Source organism: Duganella qianjiadongensis (genome assembly GCF_009857915.1).
GTDB lineage: Bacteria > Pseudomonadota > Gammaproteobacteria > Burkholderiales > Burkholderiaceae_D > Rugamonas > Rugamonas qianjiadongensis.
In genome coordinates, this window is record NZ_WWCM01000010.1 from 50,346 (window position 1) to 71,993 (window position 21,648).

Annotated in this window: 23 protein-coding genes; 5 read left to right on the forward strand and 18 right to left on the reverse strand. The window is 62.5% G+C overall.

Annotated features, from left to right (window positions below; translation table 11 throughout):
* Window positions 1–2: 2 nt before the first annotated feature.
* The 17 genes from GTP27_RS14940 to gpmA form a co-directional block, all read right to left on the reverse strand.
* Window positions 3–587 carry a type II secretion system protein N gene (locus GTP27_RS14940; protein WP_161039979.1) on the reverse strand — a complete coding sequence of 195 codons (585 nt, stop codon included), beginning with the start codon at window positions 585–587 and terminating at the stop codon, window positions 3–5.
* Between the two features lie 18 nt (window positions 588–605).
* Complete coding sequence (gspF, locus tag GTP27_RS14945) at window positions 606–1,826, reverse strand: type II secretion system inner membrane protein GspF (protein ID WP_161039980.1); 1,221 nt, start codon at window positions 1,824–1,826, stop codon at window positions 606–608.
* Window positions 1,827–1,835: 9 nt separating this feature from the next.
* A complete protein-coding gene (gene gspE / locus GTP27_RS14950; RefSeq protein WP_161039981.1) occupies window positions 1,836–3,257 on the reverse strand; it encodes a type II secretion system ATPase GspE in 1,422 nt (473 codons plus the stop codon).
* Window position 3,258: 1 nt separating this feature from the next.
* A complete protein-coding gene (gene gspD, locus GTP27_RS14955; RefSeq protein WP_161039982.1) occupies window positions 3,259–5,478 on the reverse strand; it encodes a type II secretion system secretin GspD in 2,220 nt (739 codons plus the stop codon).
* A 20-nt stretch (window positions 5,479–5,498) separates the two neighbouring features.
* Complete coding sequence (gspN, locus tag GTP27_RS14960; RefSeq protein WP_161039983.1) at window positions 5,499–6,272, reverse strand: type II secretion system protein N; 774 nt, start codon at window positions 6,270–6,272, stop codon at window positions 5,499–5,501.
* 16 nt (window positions 6,273–6,288) lie between these two features.
* A complete protein-coding gene (locus GTP27_RS14965) occupies window positions 6,289–6,807 on the reverse strand; it encodes a type II secretion system protein M (protein WP_161039984.1) in 519 nt (172 codons plus the stop codon).
* On the reverse strand, window positions 6,804–8,057 hold the full coding sequence (gspL, locus tag GTP27_RS14970; RefSeq protein ID WP_161039985.1) for a type II secretion system protein GspL: 1,254 nt from the start codon (window positions 8,055–8,057) through the stop codon (window positions 6,804–6,806). The genes GTP27_RS14965 and gspL overlap by 4 nt, the downstream gene beginning before the upstream one ends.
* Before the next feature lie 27 nt (window positions 8,058–8,084).
* Window positions 8,085–9,122, reverse strand: coding sequence for a type II secretion system minor pseudopilin GspK (gspK, locus tag GTP27_RS14975; protein WP_229633949.1), 1,038 nt, complete (start codon window positions 9,120–9,122; stop codon window positions 8,085–8,087).
* Window positions 9,119–9,766, reverse strand: a complete 648-nt coding sequence (locus GTP27_RS14980; RefSeq protein ID WP_229633951.1) for a type II secretion system protein GspJ — start codon at window positions 9,764–9,766, stop codon at window positions 9,119–9,121. Before GTP27_RS14980 ends, gspK begins: the two co-directional genes overlap by 4 nt.
* Complete coding sequence (gene gspI, locus GTP27_RS14985) at window positions 9,763–10,134, reverse strand: type II secretion system minor pseudopilin GspI (protein ID WP_161039986.1); 372 nt, start codon at window positions 10,132–10,134, stop codon at window positions 9,763–9,765. Before gspI ends, GTP27_RS14980 begins: the two co-directional genes overlap by 4 nt.
* A gap of 1 nt (window position 10,135) precedes the next feature.
* Entirely contained in the window at window positions 10,136–10,603 is a 468-nt protein-coding gene (locus GTP27_RS14990) for a GspH/FimT family pseudopilin (RefSeq protein WP_161039987.1), read from the reverse strand.
* A 20-nt stretch (window positions 10,604–10,623) separates the two neighbouring features.
* The gene (gene gspG / locus GTP27_RS14995) at window positions 10,624–11,067 is read right to left on the reverse strand and encodes a type II secretion system major pseudopilin GspG (RefSeq protein WP_161039988.1); all 444 of its coding nucleotides are present in this window, start codon (window positions 11,065–11,067) and stop codon (window positions 10,624–10,626) included.
* A gap of 156 nt (window positions 11,068–11,223) precedes the next feature.
* Complete coding sequence (locus GTP27_RS15000) at window positions 11,224–13,341, reverse strand: amidohydrolase family protein (RefSeq protein ID WP_229633965.1); 2,118 nt, start codon at window positions 13,339–13,341, stop codon at window positions 11,224–11,226.
* A 22-nt stretch (window positions 13,342–13,363) separates the two neighbouring features.
* Entirely contained in the window at window positions 13,364–14,122 is a 759-nt protein-coding gene (locus tag GTP27_RS15005) for a HesA/MoeB/ThiF family protein (protein ID WP_161039989.1), read from the reverse strand.
* Window positions 14,119–15,600, reverse strand: coding sequence for a S41 family peptidase (locus GTP27_RS15010; RefSeq protein ID WP_161039990.1), 1,482 nt, complete (start codon window positions 15,598–15,600; stop codon window positions 14,119–14,121). The genes GTP27_RS15005 and GTP27_RS15010 overlap by 4 nt, the downstream gene beginning before the upstream one ends.
* Window positions 15,601–15,614: 14 nt before the next feature.
* Window positions 15,615–17,012, reverse strand: coding sequence for a murein hydrolase activator EnvC family protein (locus tag GTP27_RS15015; protein WP_161040105.1), 1,398 nt, complete (start codon window positions 17,010–17,012; stop codon window positions 15,615–15,617).
* Between the two features lie 94 nt (window positions 17,013–17,106).
* Entirely contained in the window at window positions 17,107–17,853 is a 747-nt protein-coding gene (gene gpmA / locus GTP27_RS15020; protein ID WP_161039991.1) for a 2,3-diphosphoglycerate-dependent phosphoglycerate mutase, read from the reverse strand.
* A gap of 107 nt (window positions 17,854–17,960) precedes the next feature.
* On the opposite strand from gpmA, the gene GTP27_RS15025 reads away from it, so the two are divergent.
* From GTP27_RS15025 to GTP27_RS15045, 5 genes are all read left to right on the forward strand, one after another.
* Window positions 17,961–18,362 (forward strand): rhodanese-like domain-containing protein, encoded by a 402-nt coding sequence (locus tag GTP27_RS15025; RefSeq protein WP_161040106.1) that lies wholly within the window; start codon window positions 17,961–17,963, stop codon window positions 18,360–18,362.
* 14 nt (window positions 18,363–18,376) lie between these two features.
* Window positions 18,377–18,637 (forward strand): glutaredoxin 3, encoded by a 261-nt coding sequence (grxC, locus tag GTP27_RS15030; RefSeq protein WP_161039992.1) that lies wholly within the window; start codon window positions 18,377–18,379, stop codon window positions 18,635–18,637.
* Between the two features lie 151 nt (window positions 18,638–18,788).
* Window positions 18,789–19,274: a protein-export chaperone SecB gene (secB, locus tag GTP27_RS15035; RefSeq protein ID WP_161039993.1), complete on the forward strand. Its 486-nt coding sequence runs from the start codon at window positions 18,789–18,791 to the stop codon at window positions 19,272–19,274.
* A 100-nt stretch (window positions 19,275–19,374) separates the two neighbouring features.
* Window positions 19,375–19,818: an SH3 domain-containing protein gene (locus GTP27_RS15040; RefSeq protein ID WP_161039994.1), complete on the forward strand. Its 444-nt coding sequence runs from the start codon at window positions 19,375–19,377 to the stop codon at window positions 19,816–19,818.
* Between the two features lie 42 nt (window positions 19,819–19,860).
* The gene (locus GTP27_RS15045; RefSeq protein WP_161039995.1) at window positions 19,861–20,898 is read left to right on the forward strand and encodes an NAD(P)H-dependent glycerol-3-phosphate dehydrogenase; all 1,038 of its coding nucleotides are present in this window, start codon (window positions 19,861–19,863) and stop codon (window positions 20,896–20,898) included.
* 54 nt (window positions 20,899–20,952) lie between these two features.
* Here the strand turns inward: GTP27_RS15045 and GTP27_RS15050 are convergent, their stop codons facing one another.
* Complete coding sequence (locus GTP27_RS15050) at window positions 20,953–21,642, reverse strand: DUF2461 domain-containing protein (RefSeq protein ID WP_161039996.1); 690 nt, start codon at window positions 21,640–21,642, stop codon at window positions 20,953–20,955.
* Window positions 21,643–21,648: the final 6 nt, after the last annotated feature.

Here is a 21,648-nt window from a genome sequence, read left to right on the forward strand (position 1 = left end):
GCCTATTGCAGTCGGTCGAAGCCGGGGACCGGGGCTATCGGAGCGGGTGTGCTGGCAGCATGCGGTGCGCCTGCAGGAGCAGCCGGCTGGCTGGCTGGCGGCGCAGGCGGTGCGGACTGGGGCGCAGGCTGGGGGACGGGCATGGCACTGCCAGCGCCCTGCAGCAGTGCGGGTGCCGGCGCGCTGCCGCTCCCCGCATCACTGGCCAGTTCGATGCGTTTGAGTGCACCGCCTTCGGACAGCACCACGTATTTCGCCTGCACTTCCTTGATGGTGACGCCGGGCGCTACTTCGCGGCCCTGGCCGTAAGCCATCGCCGGCTGACCATCCACCGAGATGATGGCGGCACTGTCGCTGCCGTGCGCAGCCACCACGCCCTTGAGCTGGTAGTTGCTGGCGGCAGCGACCGTGATCTGGCCGCCGAACAGTCCTTTGGCGGCATCGAGATTCAACGGCATGGCCAGCTGCTGCGGCGGCGGCGCCAGCGGGCGCTGGGCCGGCTTGAACAGCTGCAGCGCCCAGTAGGCCAGCGATGCCGACAGCAGCACCACGGCGAGAACAGTCAGAATGAGGGGCAAACGCTTCATGGTCTAGAATTTTCCGGTTTAGCGAACCAGCTGGTTAATTTCGATAATCGGCATCAGCACTGCCAGTACGATCAGCAGCACCACCACGCCCATGGCCAGTATCAGGGCCGGCTCCAGCAGGCCGGCGATGGTCAGCGTGCGGCGTTCCAGATCGGATTCCTGTGCCGCGGCAGCGCGGTTGAGCATGGCGGGCAGCTCGCCGGTAATTTCCCCGGCCCGTATCATGTGGATCAGCATGGGCGGGAAGTGCTTCTGCGCCGACAGTGCGCGCGCCAGACTGACGCCTTCGCGCACCGCATCGCTGGCCTGCTCCACCAGCTCGCGCATGGCCACGTTGGACAGCGTGTCGCGGCTGGTTTCCAGCGCGCGCAGTATCGGCACGCCGGAGCCGGTGGTAATCGCCAGCGTGCTGGCAAAGCGCGAGGTATTCAGGCTGCGCTCGAATTTGCCGTACAGCGGTGCCGTCAGCAGCCAGGTATGCCAGCGCCGCTTGAGGTCGGGATTCTGCAGCGCGCGGCGCCAGCCGAACCACAGCCCCACCAGCAATAGCGCCACCGCGATGCCGTAATGGCGGACGAAATCGGACACCGCCAGCATCACGATGGTCAGCACCGGCAGCTTCTGCTTGGTGTTGGCGAATACCGAGACTATCTGCGGCACCACATAGGTCAGCAGGAAAATCACGATGGCAAACGCCACCACCGTGACAATGGCCGGATAAGTAAAAGCCAGCCGCACTTTCTGGATCAGCGCATTGCGCCGCTCGATGTAGTCGGCCAGCCGCGACAGCACGCGCGAGAGCTGGCCTATCTGTTCGCCCGAGGCCACCAGCGCGCGATAGATTTCGGCAAAATCACGCGGATGGCGCGACAGCGCGTCCGACAGCGCCGCACCACCTATCACTTCCGAGCGGATCGAGGCGATCAGGTCGCGCACGTAGTTACGCTCGGCCTGTTCCAGCAGCGCCGTAAAGGCCTGCTCCAGCGGCAGCCCTGCTTCCAGCAGGCTGGCCAGCTGGCGCGTGAACAGCGCCAGTTCGTTGGCCGACAGGCGTTCGCCGAAAGCGTGGCTGCGGGCCGCGCCGCTGGCATCGACCTGCGCCGCAATCAGATCGACCTTGAGCGGCACCAGTCCCTGCGCACGCAGCTCGGCACGGGCCGAGCGGGCGCTATCGGAATTCAGGACGCCTTTTTTGCTGGCGCCGCCGGCATCGACGGCTTCATAACGGAATGCAGGCATAGTCGCTCGTCAGTCCTTGGTCACACGCAGCAGTTCGGCGCGCGTGGTCACGCCCTGTTCCAGCCAGCGCTCGCCATCCTCGCGCATGGTCTGCATGCCGCCGGCGACAGCGCTGCTACGCACCTCCGCTTCCGAGGCACGGTTATGGATCTGGGCACGGATCTGCTCCGTGGTCTGCAGCAGTTCATAGATACCCACCCGGCCCTGATAGCCGGTGTGACCGCAGTGTTCGCAGCCCACCGCATGCCATGTGCCGTTGTCGTGGCGCTTGCAGCTGCCGCACAGCTTGCGCACCAGCCGCTGTGCCAGTACGCCCAGCAGCGAGGACGACAGCAGGAAGGGTTCTATGCCCATGTCCAGCAACCGGGTAACGGCAGCGGCAGCATCGTTGGTGTGCAGCGTGGCCAGCACCAGATGGCCGGTGAGCGAAGCCTGCACGGCAATCTGCGCCGTTTCCAGATCGCGGATCTCGCCTATCATGATCACGTCCGGGTCCTGCCGCAGGATGGCGCGCAGCGCCTTGGCAAACGTCATGTCGATACGCGGATTGACCTGGGTCTGGCCTACGCCATTGAGGTCGTACTCGATCGGGTCTTCCACCGTCATGATGTTGGTGCTGGTGGCATTCAGCATCGACAGCGCCGCATACAGCGTGGTGGTCTTGCCGGAGCCGGTAGGGCCCGTCACCAGCACGATGCCGTGCGGCTGCTTGATCAGTGCATCGAAATCACCGAGCATGTCGCGCCCCATGCCCAGATGCTGCAGATCGAGCCGGCCCGCTTCCTTGTCCAGCAGACGCAGCACGGCTCGTTCGCCGTGGCCGGTAGGCAGCGTGGACACCCGTACGTCGACCGGCTTGCCGCCTATACGCAGGGTGATACGGCCGTCCTGCGGCAGACGTTTTTCGGCAATGTCTAACTGCGCCATGATCTTGATACGCGAGATCAGCGAGCCATGGATGGCCTTGCGGGGCCGCACGATATCGCGCAGCGCGCCATCGACGCGGAAGCGTACCACCGAAGTCTGCTCGAACGGCTCGATGTGGATATCCGAAGCGCTATCGCGCAGCGCCTGCGTCAGCAGCGCATTGATCATGCGGATCACCGGCGCATCGTCGGACGATTCCAGCAGGTCTTCGATGGCCGGCACGTCCTGCAGCAAACGGGTCAGATCGAGGTCGGCATCGAATTCTTCCGCCACCATCGAAGCATTGCCGCCCGAGCTGGCATAGGCCGCAGCGATGGCGGCGTCCAGATCGGCGCGCGCCAGACTGGTAATCTGGATGCGGCCGAAACGGCGCGATACTTCGGCTATCGCCGCCGGTGCCGTGGCCGCGCACACGCGCACCTCCACCGTGCCTTCGGCGGTGTCGCTGGGCTGGGCCAGCAGCAGGAAATCGCGCGCAAACGCGAAAGGAAGGAGGTTGCTCATATCACTGCTGCTTGCCGGTTTCGCCTGCGCCCGGCGCACGGATCGGGAACGGTGCTGGCGGCACAGGACGTGCTACGGCGCCACTACCTACCGGCACGCCATCCTGCAGTTGCGGCAGCAGGGGCTGGCCCAGATCCTTGACCAGTATGCTGTCGGCCGGCTTGACGGCTTCCTGCGCGGCGCGCATGTAATCGTAGCGGTCGGTGGCCAGAGAAGTGCTCTGTTCCTTGTTGCGGATCACCACCGGACGCAGGAACACCATCAGATTGGTTTTCTTGCGCGTGCGGGTCTGGTATTTGAACAGATTGCCCAGCACGGGAATGTCCCCGAGGCCGCGCACCTTGTCCGTGCCATCGCCCTCGGTGTCTTCGATCAGGCCACCGAGCACGATGATCTGGCCATCGTCGGCAATCACATTATTCTCGATCACCCGCTTGTTGAGCGTAATGCCGGCCGATGCCGTCAGGGTCGACTTATCGACGCTGGAAGTCTCGTGATAGATCGCCATCTTGATGGTGCCGCCTTCGGATATCTGCGGACGCACTTTCAGTGTCAGCCCCACTTCGCGCCGGTCTATGGTCTGGAACGGATTGCTGGCCGTGCCGGACGTGGTGGTGAACTGGCCACTCAGTATCGGCACGTTCTGGCCTACCTGTATCGAAGCGAGTTCGTTATCGAGCGTGATCATGTTCGGCGTCGACAGAATGTTGGCATTGCCGTCCGATTCCAGCGAGTGGGCCAGTGCGCCCAGACCCAGCCCGCCCGCCACCTGCTTGAACACGCCGATGGACAAGCCATTGCCCGGCATGGTGGCGCTGGTCGAGGTGGTGCTGGTGGTCTTGCCAAGCAGCGAATTGGCCAGCGTGGCGATATTGTTATTGGTGCCGCCCGTCGAATACGACTGCAGGCCGCCTACGCGGTAGGTGCTGTTCTCGTTGCCGGTTGCGCCCACCCACTGCACGCCGAATTCGGAAGCTTTATCGGACGAGACTTCGACAATCAGCGATTCGATATACACCTGCGCGCGGCGCACGTCGAGCTGGTCGATCACGGCGCGCAGATTGCGGTACACCGATTCGGGCGCGGTGATAATCAGCGTGTTGGTGGTGGAATCCGCCTGGATGAAGCCCGCCGTACCGCCGCCGGCCTGTTGCTGCTGCGTGCTGTTGGTCAGTAGCGGGTTGCTCGGTCCGGTCGAGGTGCTGCCACTGCTGCCGCTGCTCTGGCCACTCATATTGTTCTGGTTCTGGCCCGACTGGCCGCTGCTAGGCACGCCGGTGGCCGTGGCCGCCGAAGTATCGCCCGACATCACCGAACGCAGCGTCTGCGCCAGCTTGGCCGCTTCGGCATTTTTCAGGTACACCACGTGCACATTGCCCAGTTCCGCCGTAGGCTGATCGAGCTTGGCGATCAGCGATTTGGCCAGATTGGCGCGTGCCGCCGACGGCGCGCGCAGCACCAGCGAATTGGTGCGCGGGTCGGCCAGCACACTGGTCTTGCCTGCATCACCGGCACCGGCGCCGCCTTCGAGCAGCTTGTTGACCATGGTGGCCAGATCGCTGGCAATCGCATAACGCACCGGAATCACATCGAGATCGGCCACTGCCGGCACATCGAGCGCCGCCACGATCTTGGCCAGACGCTTGACGTTGTCGGCATAGTCGGTCACCACCACCGAGTTGTTGCCGGGGTTGGCGTTGATCGTATTATTGGGCGAAATCAGCGGGCGCAGCACCGTCACTACGTTGGCCGCCGATTCGTAATTGAGCTGGAAAATCTGGCTCACTACCTGATCGCCCTTGGCCCCCGCCTGACCGGCGCCCACCTGGGTCGGACCTGCCTGCAGCTTGGCATCGGCTTCCGGCACCACCTTGGCGTAGCCGTCGCCGCTGACCACGGCAAAACCCTGCAGGCGCAAGGCCGAGGTGAGCAGATTGAAGGCCTGTGCCTTGCTGATGGATTTTTCCGACACCAGCGTCAGCGTGCCTTTGACGCGCGGATCGATCACGAAGGTGATGTTGGTGTAGTGCCCCACCGCCTTGATGACAGATTCGATATCGGCGCCGACAAAGTTCAGAGCCGCTTCTTCCGCCGCCTGCGCGCTGAATGGCAGCAGCATGACGGCTGTGGGCAGGGTGCCGAGCGCGCAGCACAGCATCGCACCGGCGCTCAGGCGACGCAGCGCAGGAAGGTGGGTTCGTTGCAGGGACGGTGTTTTCATTGTCTGAACTTTTTCTGAACTTAGTGGAACTCTAAAGCGATGATGTTGCGCTCACTATTCGGCTTGCGCTGGCCCAGCAGATTAAGCAGGTTAGCCAGTGCGTCTTCACTTCCTCGTGCTGCTTCGGCCTGTCCGGAAAACTGCAGCCGGCCATGATCGAGACTGCCTTTGCCGCTTAACAGCAAAGGCCCGCTGGTCGATGCCAGCGTCAGCGCCGCCGACTGGCCCTGCCAGTCCAGCGCCAGCTGGTAACTGCCCAGCGGCCGTACCGACGACAGGCGCGACGCCATCTCTGTCATCTCCAGCGTGGTGCGCCCCTGGACTGCCAGCTGGCGCTCCGCCAGTGCCAGTTCCAGCGTACTCCACGACAGCCGCATTACGCCGCTGGGCGCAATGGTATTCAGCGGCGCGCCCAGACCGGCCAGACCCGTGGCCGGCAGCAGCAGGGCCGAAGGGCTCAGCTGCCAGTGCGTCCAGCCGCCCTTGATGGTGAGCGGCTGCGCCAGCGATACGCTGTTCGCCAGCTGCATATCCACCATGCCCAGCAGGGCCAGCGGCGAAATCGTCCAGCTAAAGCGCCCCGGCAGCAATGGCGTCACCGCACTGTTATTACCCGGCGCACCACCGATAAATGCCGAACCGCGCCACAGCGTACCTTGCGCGTCTCCCAGCGTCAAACGGCCGCCGCTCTGCTGCTCCACCAGCGCCCCCAGCCAGGTCGCCGGCAGGAAGATGGCGAGCGTCAGCAACGCACTCAGCGCCACGGTCAGCAACCATAACATGCTACGTTTCATCAAGCTGCTTTCCCGCCTAGCGGCCAGCGCTGCTCTGGCGCAGCGTCAGCGTTGCATTCACCATGCCGGCGCTATCCTGCGCGCTGATGCTGGCGTCCTGCACCTGTATCTTGCTTTCCACCCGCACGGCATCTAGCCACACCACCAGCGCGGCAAACGGCACACCGTTCAGCTGCACTTTGGCATATTCGCCGGTGACCGACAGCGACTGGGCGCTCAGTCCGCGCGTGGTCAGGCTGCTAGCGAGCGTATCGCGCGACATCGGCGACGGGGCTATGCTGTTCTGACTGCGCAGCGCCACTGCCTGTGCACCCAGCGCCTGCAATTCGGCGGCCTGCTGGCGTAGTTCCGGCAGCGATTTGCGCAGCTTGTCGCGTCCTTCCAGCGCCGGTCCCACCAGCACCGAATAGAACAGGACCGCCCCCAGCACCAGCCCTCCCACGCGCAGGAAAGTACGTTCCTGTTCCGTGCGCGCACTCCAGAAAGCCGCTGCGCGGGCACGATAGTCATTCATCATCTGCGTCATCGCGCTCATGGTTTTCCTCCTGCTGCGCCACGCAGTACGCGCACCTGCCAGTTACCGGCCGAGCTTTCGGCCAGATCGAGCTGACGCGCCGCCAGTGCAGCGCGCAGTTGCGCCAGTGCGGCGCCATCGACCATATTCGGCTTCACCTTGAGCAATAGCGCACGCTCGCGGTATTCCAGCGTAGCGATAATATCTTTACGGGGCAGCACGGCCAGCGCCTCGCCCAGTGCCGCACTGATGGCGGTAAATTCATCGGCACCAGCTTCGCCGCCATCGGCCTTGGCCAGCGCGACATTCTTGCGCATCTGCTCAAGCGGATAGATGGCCGGCTCGTTCGGATAGGCCGCCTTGAAAGTCTGCAGCATGCTCAGTCGCACAGCCTCGGCATCGCGACGCAGGCCCAGCCACTCCACATTCAGGCCGATGACATTCACCAGGATGGCCAGCGCACCGATGCGCAGCGGCCAGCGCCAGCGCTGCCACTGGCGGCCGGCATTGCCGGTGGTGCCCAGCGCCGGCGCCAGATCCAGCGCTCCCGACCCCACCCGTGCTGCAGCAATCCAGTGTACCCACTGGTCTTCCAGCACGGTGATGCCATGCACGCTATCGGCACCGGACTGCAAAGCGGCGAACTCAGTCTGCAGGCTGGACGGCAGATACAGCGTTACCGGGTCACTCCCAGCCAGTGCGCGCAAAGTCTGCAGCGCCGCTTGCGGCTGCGCTGGCAGCGTCATGCCGAAACCGGCGGACTGCGCGGCCCTCACAGCCAGCTCGTAGCCGGCGTCGCTCACGCCCAGCGCAGCGGTCACCGTACCAGGCTGGTAAGGCAGGCATAGCTGCGCAGGCAGCAGGGAAATACTGTGCGCGCCTTGCGCCAGCAGGGCCTGCGCCAGACGCTCGAGCCACGCGCGCTGCGCTACGGCGATGGTACGCACGCCCTGCGCATCGGCAGGACCGGCGGCCAGCACGCAGTCGGCCGGATCGCCCAGCACCTGTTCTTCCACCAGACCGGGCAGAGCTTCTTTCAGACGTGCGGGCGACAGCGGCGGCGCCGTCACCTGCAACAGCGTGACATCGGCTGCTGCCAGCAGCAGCACCACGCGCCGCGCGGAACCCACCAGATCAGCCAGACTGCCCAGCGCAGCGGTGCCCTGCTGCAGCAGATTGCCGGCGTCGCCTACCAGCGCATAGGCGCAGCTCTGGGCCGCGCCATTATCAATACTGGCTTTGGCCGGATAGCGGATAAAAAGTGTACTCAAAGGGTCTCGCTTTCGTTCTTGCCTGTTCTAGTTTTCCCGTATCCACTTAACCTCGGTGGCGCCCACTGAACTGCGCTTGAGCAGCGACACCGTGTCGAGCGTGGCGCGATCAAGCTTTACCTTGCTTAGCGCCAGAAAGTAATTACTTTTTACATCCACCGGAATACTCGGTTTCAACGCGCCGTTCTGGAATTGCTGCAGCTGATCCTCGAAATTCGATGCATTTTTGAATGGCGTACGGCGGCGCACATTCACCAGCGCTGCTGCATCGGCCAGCGATAGCCGGTCTACCGCAGCGGCCAGCACTTCCGCTGGCGCAGTGTTCGCATTGAGCGCCGTCCGCTCCGGCAGCACGATCACCAGATCACGCAAGCGCTCGATGGCCGCCGGCGTAAACCCGCTAATGGCCAGCAAATCCTCCACCCGCAACAGGCCTAGCGGCTGCGGACCGCTAGCCTGCTGGCTGTTCTGCAGCGGATTGGCCGTTCCGCCCGGCGGCAGATTCGGCGGCGTAAAGGAAGCAGCGCTGGCCGCTGCAGCGGCACCCGCACCAGCTGCCGGCAATGCCTGCGCATTCACTACCGTATTCGCCACCGCCTGCGCCAGCGTCGCATCAAGCTGCACATTGCGCAACAGGCGCTGCAACGCAGCCACCTGCGCCGGATCGGCCGCACGCTGCCCTGCCGCCGCCAGATTAGTCAGATTGTAGCGCGACTGCGCATCCATCATGCGGCCAGACAGCGTGGCATTGAAATTTTCTGCCTGCGCCCGTTCACGTTCAATGTAGTCATCCAGCCGGGTTTCTTCCAGCGGCGTGGCCCACACCCCGTTCAGATGGGTTACGCCACCCGAATCGAAAAAGTCCTGAAACAGTACCAGCCGGCTCAGATCGAGCGCACCGCGCACGATCCAGCGCGTTTGTAATTGCAGGCGCTGGTTTTCCATCGAGCGCACCTGCACCTGTTGCTGCCAGAACAGGCTGGCCACAATGGTCACGGCCAGTGTGGTCAGCAGCAGCGCCGTCACCACCGCGACCCCCTGTTCGCGGCGCATCAGGTCCATCATAAGGCCCCCAGCAGAAACGACTTCACCAGCGGCTGCGCGGCGTCGGTCAAGCTCAGCGTCACTTCCATGCCGGTCGGCAGATTCGCCGCAGTCACTGCACCAGCAGTGGAAATACCGGCAGCAGCAACCCAGCCCGTGCCTATCCAGTAACGTACGCTCAGGCCCTGCACGCCGCTCTGCAGCGATACGCTGCCCTGCTGATCCTGATCGCTATCGCTGATAGCAGCCTGCCACAGCGCGTCAAGCTGCTGCAGGTCGCGCGTGGCGGCCGACTCGCGCCGCATTAGTTCACCATTGCGCAAACGGTAGGACACCACCTGCAGGCGGGTTGGCTGCATATCGTTCAATACCAGCCGCACCAGCGTCAGCCCCTGATTTTCCGCCTGCAGATAGGCCCGCCCCTGCAGCAGCGTAGCCGGCGCCAGATTGGCGGCATCGCTCTGCATCTGGGCAAACGCCAGCTGCATGCCGCGCGTCTGGCTCATCTGGCCGGTCAGCACGCTACGCGAACGGATGATGCCATCGAGCCCGCGCCAGCCCAGCACGGCGACGATGGCCAGTATCGAGATCGCCACCAGCAGTTCGATCAGGGTGAAGCCGCGCACTGCAGCGGCATGCTGGCGGTTCAGATCGGCGGCCATCATTGGTTCAGCACCAGTTGCACCAGCTTGACGATGCGCCGATCCGGCGCCGCCTGATCGTACACGCTCACTTCCACACGGCGGAAGCGGGGGTTCGGGCTAGGGATGACTTCTTCCTCGCACATCAGCTTCAGGTCGCCCTGCGGACATTCGTAGGTCTGCTTGCCCACGGCAGGGAACTGTTTGGTCAGGCGCATCTGCACCATGCGGTTCTCGGCCGACCAGGTGGCCATCATCGAACTGCGCAGGCCATTGCTATTGGCCGTCAGACTGCCCACCGCACGCAGCGAGGCGCCCAGCGCCGTGCCGACGATGACCAGTGCCACCAGCACTTCCAGCAGGGTGAATCCGTTTTGTGCGGTTTTGCCCATGCTAGTCCACCGTAAAGTGGCCGACGCCGTCGGCATGGATGGCAACGCTGGTTTCGCCGCTGCGCAGCGACAGCACGAAAGGCTTGTCGACCGGCTCGCGGCCGAAGACGATGCGCAGACCGGGATTGACGTCACTGGGCGGCGGATCGAGCAGCAGCGTCAGCGGCGAGTTCTTGAAACTGCGCTCGCGCAGCATGTCGTCCTGCTGCGGCAGGTCCCACTGCTTGTCATTGCGGATCATGAAACGGTAGCCCTCGGTATCGGCTTCGAAAGCGATCTGGCGGTTGCGCACGATAGCTTCATCACGCGCTACCTGCAGCAGCAGCGCGATCCGCTGGGCATCTTCGCGCATGCCCTGCTCCTTGCCCGGCAAGGCGTTCAGACTCACCAGCCCCAGCGTGATGCCCAGTATGACCATCACCACCAGCAGCTCGATGAGCGTAAAACCGCGTGCCGGGGCGGTCTGCATGATCAGGCTTGCCGATCTACCTAGTTATCCCACGAACCGATGTCGGCATCGTCGCCAGTGCCACCGGGTGCGCCATCGGCGCCGTAGGAGAACACGTCCACCTCGCCGTGTATGCCGGGCGAGAGGAACTGATACGGATTACCCCATGGGTCTTTCGGCATCTTTTCCAGATAGCCGCCGGTCTTCCAGCCGTTGGCCGCAGGGCCATTGGTCGGTTTGGTCAGCAATGCCTGCAGGCCCTGCTCGGTGGTGGGATAGCGCTGGTTATCGAGCTTGTAGAGCTTGAGCGCCTGCATCACGGTGGCGATGTCGACTTTGGCCGCTGCAATCTTGGATTCACCCGTACGGCTTAGCAGCTTGGGCACCACCAGCGCCGCCAGCACACCCATGATGACCACGACCACCATGATTTCGATCAGCGTAAAGCCGCGTACGACACGACGTGGAATGGAAAATTTTTTCATAATCAGAAGGCGGGCAGTTAAGTGCGAAAAGTGAGTGCGAAAGTATAAGGTGGAATCATGACAGGCTGACGAAATACCGGCAATTTTTGCGTCGCCTGCCTTAGCCAGCACTTAAACGGGCAGTATCCCTGCCCGTTCTTTACGCTGTTTTACCTGCTAGTCGTGTTTGCGGCTAGTGGATTCGATACGGTGCATGGCGCCGTCATTGGCGCCGCCTTCGGCTGCGGCCATCGGCGTAGACACCACTTTGGGCGTGGCGCCGACAAACGGCGCGATACCCAGTTCCGCATCGATTTCGCGCGGCGATACCAGATAGCCGCGGGTAATCACGGCCGCCACTTTACGCAGGTCGGCGATATCCCTGGTCGGATCGCCATCCACCAGCACCAGGTCGGCCAGCTTGCCCGGCGTGATGCTGCCACGCTCATGGCTGGTGCGGGTGTAGCGCGCGCCATTGCGGGTGGCTACCTGCAGCGCCTGCGCAGGGGTCAGTCCGGCTTTCACCAACTGGCTCAGTTCGGAATGCAGGGTAAAGCCGGCAATATCGTCCGTGCCAGCCACGATAGGCACACCGGCACGGTACATGATGCCGACGAATTCGATCATCTTGGCGTAGGACTTCTGATAGCGCTTCCACACCGTGTCATTCTCGATCTTCATGCCGCCCACGGAGAAACCGCGCGCCACATCGGGCGGCATATTGGCCGCAAAGCCCCGATACGGCTCGTTCATATCGCCATCACGCTGTTGCAGGAAGGCGAAGGCCGTCAGGGTAGGATCGATGGAAATCTGCTTCTTCACCAGCCCTGCCACGAAATCCTTGTACGGCTTGCTGTTGAAGTCCATATCGGCCACTTTTTCGGCCGGCAGGATGAAGCGGTTCAGGTTACGGGTTTCCGTGTCCGGCTTGACGAGGAAGTTCAGCAGCACCTGATTGATGTGCTGGATTTCGTCGTAGCCGGCATCGAGCGCTTCCTGCGCGCGCAGACCAGCCGGAATGTGGCCGGAAACGCGCATGCCGCGGCTGTGCGCATAGGCCACCGTGTCTTTCAGGATGGCTTTAGGGAAGGAGTTATAGATTTTCAGCTGCGGATAGCCATGCTGGGCATACCAGTCCACTGCCTTCTTGGCCTCGGCCAGATCCTTGATGACAAAGCCGTTATTGGCGCTGAACGGGCTCTCGCCTTCGAGGAAACCGGCCGGCACCACTTGCGGCGCCAGCAGCTTGCCCGCCGCCGTTTCATCGAGCATGGCTTGCAGCTGGGCGTTATCGTTGCCCATGTCGCGCACGCTGGTCACGCCCGTAGACAGGTTCAGCGCACCGGACCAGCGATCCACGTGGCCGTGCATATCGAACAGGCCGGGCAGTACGATGCGCCCTTCCGCATCGATGGTGTTGGCCACGCCCTGTGCTGGCGAACCGGCAGGCAGCACGGCGGTAATCCGGCCACGCAGCAGATAGATATCGGACGGCGCGCCGACCACGGCTTTTTCGCTATCGAACACGCGCGCATTGCGCACCACGGTCAGGCCCTTGAGCGGATGCTGCAGCTTGGCGGCCAGATCTTCCAGCATCCTGTTCTCGGCCTGCTTCTGGCGTGCTGCCAGTTGCGGCGCGACGCTCTGCCAGCCTTCTTCCAGTATGCTGGCAAAACCGGGAATGATGACGCCGAACAGGCGCGGCGTGCTGCCCGTAGTGGCCCAGTAGAACGCCGGCGACAGGCCCACGCCCGTCTGCGCTACCAGCTGCACGGTCTGTTTAGCGCCGCTAGCGCTGCTCACTTCCAGCGTATCGAGCACGGTCTGGGTCAGGGTACCGGATGGCAGCAGCGCCATTTTGTGATCGGGTGCTGCTGCCAGCACGCCGATGTAGGCCGACACCACTTCGAATGAACTATTCAGCGGCAGGTAGGCCGCGACGCCTTTGACGGTTTTCTGGCCCTGCTCGGAGGTAGACTTCCACTCGGCCTGATCGCCCTTGCGCTCGAAGCGCTCGTTGACCACCGCGCCGAAGGTGGAATTGCCCTGCACGCTGTAGCTGGTCATGCTGCCGTCGGCCGTCATGCGGAACTGTTCGGTCAGGTCCGGGCCACGGCCATTGTTTTTGAATTCGAAGCGTACTTTGGTGCTGCCGTCGTCGAGGTGCTCGGTGACCTGCGCGCCGATCTGCTTGGCGTTTTCGGAGATGATCAGATACCTGGTAGTGCTGGCAGCATGAGCGCTGAATGCGGCGGCCAATGCCAGCGGCATGATGGCAAGTCGTTTGAGCAGCAAGATAGTCCCCTTCACAGGTTGATTAGTTGAGAGTGCAGCCTCTGCAGACCGGACAGTCGCCGTTGCGCGCCACGCTGATACTGGTCCACTCCATATACAAGCCGTCGAGCATCAGCAGCCGGCCGGCCAGTGACGTTCCGACGTCCATCAGCAGCTTGAGTGCTTCGGCCGCCTGCATGGCGCCCACCACACCCACCAGAGGCGCAAACACGCCCATGGTCGAACAGGCTACATCTTCGAATTTCTGATCCTGCGGGAACAGGCAGGAATAGCAGGGCTGGGTGCCGCTGCGCGGATCGAATACGCTGATCTGGCCATCGAAGCGGATCACGGCGCCCGATACCAGCGGCTTGCACAGCGCCACACAGGCACGGTTGACGGCGTGGCGGGTGGCGAAGTTGTCGCTGCAGTCGAGCACCACATCGGCTTCGGCCACCAGCGCCTGCAGGCGCGCTTCATCGGCGCGCTCGTTGAGCGCAATCACGCTGATTTCAGGATTGATCTGGCCCAGCGTCTGGCGCGCCGATTCGGCCTTGGGCTGCCCTACCCGCTCGGTAGTGTGGGCGATCTGGCGCTGCAGATTGGTCAGGTCTACTGTGTCGTTATCGACCAGCGTAATCTGCCCCACGCCGGCCGAGGCCAGATACATGGCAGCCGGCGAACCGAGGCCACCGGCACCGATCACCAGCGCACGCGCAGCCAGCAGCTTCTGCTGGCCTTCGATACCGATCTGGTCGAGCAGTATATGGCGCGAGTAGCGCAGCAGCTGCTGATCGTTCATGGCCGTGGCGACGGGGCGGACTTGGCAGCCGATGCGGCCGACGCGGCGGCCGAAGCTGCTGCAGCAGCAGTAGCCGGTCCATCGGCCTTGGACAGCTGTACCGACAGGCCCTTGAAGTGGCGCAGCGCCTGCTGCAGCTGGAAGTCATCCTTGGAACCGAATTCCACCGGCTTGGCCTTCTTCGCCAGCGCCGCCGCACGCAGTTCTTCTTCCAGCTCGTCGCGCTGCGGCCCTTGGGACTGGGCGGCAGCCGGATCGCTATCGTTATTCAGGTGCTTCTGCAGATCGGCTTCGCGCACGCGCAGGCCCTTCATCGCGTCGCCTTCGGCACTTTCATCTACCAGCAGATCCGGTACGATGCCGCGCGCCTGGATCGAACGGTTGAGCGGCGTGTAATAGCGCGCCGTGGTCAGCTTGACGGCCGTATCGGCGGTAAGCTGGCGCAGCGTCTGCACCGAACCTTTACCGAAAGTCTGCGAACCCATGATGATGGCGCGCTTGTAGTCCTGCAGCGCACCGGCCACGATTTCCGACGCCGACGCCGAACCGGCGTTCACCAGCACCACCATCGGCACGTCTTTCAGGGCGGCCGGCAGTTTGGCTAGCGGGTCGTTCTTGCCGCGCACGACATAGTACTCGGGGCGGGCATAGAAAGTCTGCTTGGAGTCGGCCAGCTGGCCATTGGTGGACACCACCACGGCATCCTTAGGCAGGAAGGCAGCCGAAACGCCGATCGCACCGGGCACCACGCCACCGGGATCATTGCGCAGATCGAGCACCAGCCCTTTCAGATGCGGGTCCTGCGCATACAGCGCAGCGAGCTTTTTGGCCATATCGTCCACGGTCGGCTCCTGGAACTGCGAAATGCGCAGCCATGCATAACCGGGTTCTATCATTTTGGCTTTGACGCTCTGCACGCGGATTTCCTCGCGCATGATGGTCAGCACCAGCGGTTTGTCTTCATCCTTGCGGCTGATGGTCACCACCACCTTGGTACGCGGCTCGCCGCGCATTTTCTTCACACTTTCATCGAGCGACATGCCTTTGATGGGCGTGCTATCGATGCGGGTAATCAGGTCGCCAGCCTTGATGCCGGCCTTGAAAGCAGGCGTATCCTCGATCGGCGACACCACCTTCAGATAGCCGTCTTCCATGCCCACTTCGATGCCGATGCCGACAAACTTGCCCTCGACGGTTTCGCGCATTTCCGCAAAAGCCTTCTTATCGAGATAGACCGAATGGGGATCGAGCGACGCCACCATGCCGGAAATAGCTTCCGTCAGCAGCTTCTTGTCATCAACCGGCTCCACATAATCGCTCTTGATCAGACCAAAAACGTCGGATAGCTGGCGCAGTTCTTCCAGCGGCAACGGCGAGCCGCTGGCTTTCTGCGCTATCGCGGGATATTGCAGGGAGATGGCCACACCAGCCACCATTCCCAATCCTACCAGGACCATGCTTTTGACTTTGTTGCCCATTTTTCCCGCAAACCTTAAAACTTGATCCAGCCAGCCGGATCGAATGCCGCGCCCTGATGGCGTAGCTCGAAGTATAGACCCGATTCTTCCTGCCCGCCGCTGTTACCGGCCGTGGCGATCTGATCGCCGGGTTTAACGATGTCGCCTATGCGCTTGAGCAGCGTCTCGTTGTTACCGTAAATGCTCATGTACTGGCCACCGTGATCGACGATGATCAGGTTACCGAAGCCGCGCAGCCAGTCGGAAAACACCACCCGCCCGGCCGCAATGGCCTGAATGCCGGCGCCTTCGCTGGCGCGGATGAATACGCCCTTCCAGCTCGGGCCATCGCCACGCTTGCTGCCGAACTTCGCCGCCAGCTTGCCCGTCACGGGTGGCCGCAGCTGCCCTTTCAGGCTGGCGAAAGCGCCTGCCGGTGCGGCCGGCGCCAGCGCAATATCGGCCGGTTTGGCAGCTTCTTCGTCACGCGGCACAGATTTCGGTACTTCCACCGGCTTTTGCACCGCCACTTTCGCTTCCTCGGCCGGCTTCACGCTGCCTGCCTTGCCGCCATTGGCGCGTGCCAGCCGCTGGCGCTCGGCCTCGGCCGCCGCTGCTCTGGCCTGCGCACGCGCTTCCGCTTCGGCTTTCGCGCGGGCTTCGGCCCGTGCCGCCGCTAATTGTTCCTGACGTTTTTTCTCGGCCGCTGCGGCGATGGCCTGTTCCTGTATCAGCTTGTTGAGCTTATCGACCAGCCCACCCAGACGCTGTTCGTCGCGTTCCAGATTGCCCGCTTCCTTGCGCTGGGCCACCAGCTTCTTCGACAGATTGGCCAGCAGCGTGGCGCGCCGGCCCTTTTCCTGTTCCAGTTTCTGCTTCTGCTGTTTCTGCTCTTCGGCGATTTCCTGCAGCTCTTCCTTGGCGTTCTCCGCGTCGGCCTGATTGGTTTCCACCGCTTTCAGGTTGGCGCGCAGGGACTCCAGCAAGCGCGCCTGCGCCTGCGATACATAAGCCATCATCTGCAGATCGCGGTTGATGCGGTTGGGGTTATCGCCCGAGAGCAGCAGCTTGATGCGGTCTTCATTGCCCGCTACGTACTGCTCGCGCAGCAGCCTGGCCAGCTGCTGCTTCTGCTGTCCCACTACCTGCGCCAGCCGCTCGTGCTCGGCCGCCAGCTGCTGCAGGCGCAGGTTGGTGGCATCCTGCTCCTGCCCCAGCTCGCGCAGCGAACGGTTGGCATCGGAAATCGCCTGCTCCGATTCGGCCAGCGTATCGGCCGCATCATCCTTGGCGCTTTCGGTCTTGCTGATGTCCTTCTTGAGCGCGCTGAGCTTCTGCTGCAAGCCGGCGCGCTCGGCCTCGGCCGCCGCTTTCTGCTTGCTGCGTTCGGTGGTCTTGCCGAAGGTGGCCGCCTGCGTGCCCTGCAGCGGCAGGGACAGCAGCAATGACACTAGCAAGGACGCCAGCAGCGGCACAGCGGCGCGCTGCAGGGCGGCGCGCCCGCGTGGGAGAGCAATCTGAGACAAATTACTTGGCCTTACCCTGGTTGGCGACGGCTGCCTGGGCGGCAGCGATGGCATCGGCATCACCGAGGTAGTAGTGACGGAGTGGCTTGAGGTTTTCGTCCAGTTCGTACACCAGCGGCTGGCCGTTAGGGATGTTCAGGCCGACGATGTCGTTGTCGCTGATACCGTCCAGCATCTTGATCAGGGCGCGCAGGCTGTTGCCGTGGGCCGAGATGATGATTTTTTTGCCAGCACGGATAGCCGGAGCGATTTCTTCTTCCCACACGGGCATGACACGGGCCACGGTGTCTTTCAGGCATTCGGTCAGCGGAATCTGTTCCTTGGACAGACCAGCGTAGCGCGGGTCGTTGAACGAGGTGCGGTCGTCGCCCGCTTCCAGCGCTGGCGGCGGGGTGTCGTAGCTGCGGCGCCATACCAGCACCTGATCGTCGCCGTACTTGGCGGCCGTTTCGGCCTTGTCCAGCCCCTGCAGGGCGCCATAGTGACGCTCGTTCAGACGCCAGTCGTTTTTCACTGGCAGATACATCATATCCATCTCGTCCATGGCCAGCCACAGGGTGCGGATGGCGCGCTTGAGTACCGAGGTGTAGGCCAGATCGAAGCTGTAACCGGCGTCTTTCAGGACCTTGCCGGCGGCTCTGGCTTCGCTCACGCCTTTCTCGGTCAGATCAACATCGGTCCAGCCGGTGAAACGGTTCGAGAGGTTCCAGGTGGACTCGCCATGGCGCATGAATACGATTTTATACATGTGAACTATCTTCAAAAAAGTGTGAACGGGACGGAAAACCGGTGCAGCAAGAACTCTTCCAGCTTCTATTTTATAATGCGCGGATTAAGTTAAACCATTGGATCCCTGTGAAATTCTTCATTGATAATATTTTCGTCATCGGCATCGTGGCTCTTTCGGGCGGTGCTCTGCTCTGGCCGGTACTTACCCAGCGCGGCAAACGCGCCACGGCACACGAAGTCACGGTCTTGATAAATGGCGGCAAAGCCACCATTGTTGATGTACGCGACGCAACGGAATTTGCCTCTGGTCACTTAGCCAACGCTAAAAACATTCCGCTGGCCGATCTGGACAGCCGTATCGGCGAACTGGATAAAGCTAAGAGCAAATGCGTCATTCTGGTCTGCCAGAGCGGTGCCCGCTCCGGCGCCGCCGCAGGCAAACTGCTGAAAGCCGGCTTCACCGACGTCGTCAATCTGGACGGTGGCGTTGCTGCATGGCAAAAAGCCAACCTGCCGCTGGTGAAATAAAGGAAGGAATTACCATGACTGCCCGAGTAATCATGTACACCACTGCCGTATGCCCTTACTGCGTACGCGCCGAGCGCCTGCTGGAATCCAAGGGCGTGACCACGCTGGAAAAAATCCGTGTCGATCTGGATCCGGAACAGCGCATGGCCATGATGGAAAAGACCGGCCGCCGCACCGTGCCACAGATTTACATCGGTGACACCCATGTGGGCGGTTTCGATGACCTGTATGCGCTTGATCAAGCGGGTGGCCTGATCCCCTTGTTAAATGGCTAAACGCCACCAAATACAACGTCGGCATGGTTGAAATGCTTTGAAATCATAATGATTTTGATACAATTGCCCTCGCGTTTGGATGGCAATACAACCAAGCAAACATTCTCTGAGCGGCGCAAGCCGCTCGATTTCACTACAACGAAAGCGTTCCATGTCTGACGAAACTCAACAACCAGTTTTCCAAATCCAACGCGTCTACCTGAAGGACCTGTCGCTGGAACAACCAAATTCCCCAGCGATCTTCCTGGAACAAGAAGCTCCTAGCATCGAAGTCGCTCTGGACGTTGGCGCGTCGCCACTGGCCGAAGGCATCTTCGAGTCGACCGTCACCATCACCGTGACCGCTAAAGTCAAAGACAAGGTCGCTTTCCTGGTAGAAGGCAAACAAGCCGGTATCTTCGAAGCACGCAACATTCCTGCTGAACAGCTCGATCCGCTGCTGGGCATCGGTTGCCCTAACATCGTCTACCCTTACCTGCGTGCCAACATCGCTGACGTGATCACCCGTGCCGGTTTCCCTCCAGTACATCTGGCTGAAATCAACTTCGAAGTGTTCTACCAGCAACGTCTGCAAGCAATGGCCGAAGCCGCTGCTGCTGCACCAGCTGCCGCCGCTGACGGCGCTACCACCCACTAAGCAAGCGCTTAGCTGGCTGGTTCCTGCTGCCGGACGCCCGTCCGGCAGCAGCAATACCCCCAGGTGAGCAGCTGCGCTCCCGTACCTTGCTAGGCATCCCATGAGCTTTCCCCGTTTCCTGATCAGTCTGTCCCTGTTGCTGGCCGCGTCCAGTAGCCATGCGTTCGACTTCAAAACCGTGGGTGCCGCCCCTGTGATCCTGTATGACGCCCCTTCCACCAAAGGCGGCAAGCTGTACGTCGTGCCCCGTGGTGCACCGCTGGAAGTGGTGCTGGCCTATGGCGACTGGCTCAAAGTACGCGATGCGGCAGGCGCGCTGGCCTGGACCGAAGCCAAAGGCCTGAGCGCCAAACACAATGTCATCGTGCGCGCGGCCAATGTGAAAGTACGCGCCACGGCGGACGACAATGCCAGCCCCGCCTTCATAGCCGATAAGGATGTGCTGCTCGAAGTCATGGAACCGGCCGCCAACGGCTGGATCAAGGTGCGTCATCGCGACGGCCTGAGCGGTTACGTCAAAAGTAGCGAAGTCTGGGGCATATAATGTTGCCACGGCGTGCGTGCGCCGTCTGGCCAACGAGGTGTCATGCAAGAATCAACTAAACAAACGGCGGCTGTCCGTCAGGTAACCGTGCTGGGCGCTGGCGCCTGGGGCACGGCTGTTGCTATGGCGTTGGCCCAGCGTCACGACGTCATGCTGTGGGGCCGCAACGGCGCCGCCATGGCCGCCATGGCCGAGGCACGCGTCAATCAGGATTATCTGCCCGACCAGCCGTTTCCGGCTGGTCTCAAAATCAGCAGCGATTTCGCTACTGCGCTGGCCCACGTTGCCCGCCCCGACAGTCTGCTGATCGCCGCCTGCCCGGTGGCCGGCCTGCGCCCTTTGCTGGCGCAGCTCAAGGCTTACCCGATACCGAATGTGGTGTGGCTGTGCAAGGGCTTCGAATACGACACCGGCCTGCTGCCGCACCAGATCGTGCGTGAAGTGCTGGGTGATAGCGTGGCCGGTGGCGCCCTGTCAGGTCCATCGTTTGCGCAGGAAGTGGCACGCGGCCTGCCCTGTGCCCTGACCATCGCCTCAACCGACGCTGCGCTGCGCGAGCGCGTGGTGGCCACCGTGCATGGCGGCAATCTGCGGGTCTATTCGAGTACCGATCTGGTGGGCGTCGAGGTGGGTGGCGCCGTGAAAAATGTGCTGGCCATCGCCACCGGCGTGGCCGACGGGCTGGGGCTGGGCCTGAATGCCCGTGCCGCCCTGATTACGCGCGGACTGGCGGAAATTACCCGTCTGGGCGCGACGCTGGGCGGACAGACGGAAACCTTTATGGGCCTGACCGGCATGGGCGACCTGATCCTCACCTGCACGGGCGATCTGTCGCGCAACCGCCGCGTCGGCCTCGGTCTGGCGCAAGGCAAGGCGCTCGAACAGATCGTGCAGGAACTCGGTCATGTGGCCGAAGGCGTGCCCTGCGCCAAGGCTGTGCGCGAACTGGCAGGCAAGCTGGGCGTGGAGATGCCGATCACCAACGCCGTGGCTGGCGTGCTGTTCGATGGCGACCAGCCGCCAGCGATGGTGGCACGCCTGCTAGCCCGTGACCCGCGCGACGAAGCGGTGCAACGCTAGGCAGGCGGCAGTCCAGCCTCGCTGAGCGCTGGCCTGTTGCTGACGCGCCCGCCTTTATTCCGCGCTGACTTCCTCTTGCGCCGTGCGCATCCACTGCACCAGCGGAAACGCATCCTTCAGGCCGCTCACTAGCGTGGGCACCAGCAGTTCCGGCTGGTTCAGCGGCAGATCGATTTCGGTCCACACGAAAAAGCTTTTCAGCTTGATGTACTCGATATGCTCGTGCGCGGGATCGAAACCTTTAGGCGGGCGCTGCAGCTTGCCTTCGTTCTGGATATCGCCGAAAGTCGCGCGCAACTTCTTGTTTTTCAACACTTTGGTGAAACCGGCCGCATCCTCCACCATCAGCTGGCGCAGCGCTTTCAGGCGGGGTGGCGGCGGCATGTATTCACCGGCGCCGAACAGCAGACGGCCTGCCGCATCGATCTGCATGTAGTAGGTAGGACCACCGGCCTTGCTGGGACGGCGCATGTCGTTCGGCGCTACCGCCGCAGAAAAGCGGGTCTTGTACGGGCTCTTGTCATGGGCAAAGCGCACGTCGCGGTTGATGCGGAACATGGCTTTCTTGGGATCGCAGAACTTCACGGCCGGATCGAATTTGCCCAGCTCGGCAATCATCTCCGTGACCACTTGCAGGAATTCGGCCCGCAGAATGTCGTAGCGAGGCTTGTTCATGATGAACCATGGCCGGTTGTTGTTCTCGGTCAGTTCGGACAGAAAATGTTTGAGATCGCGTAAATGCATGGGCTT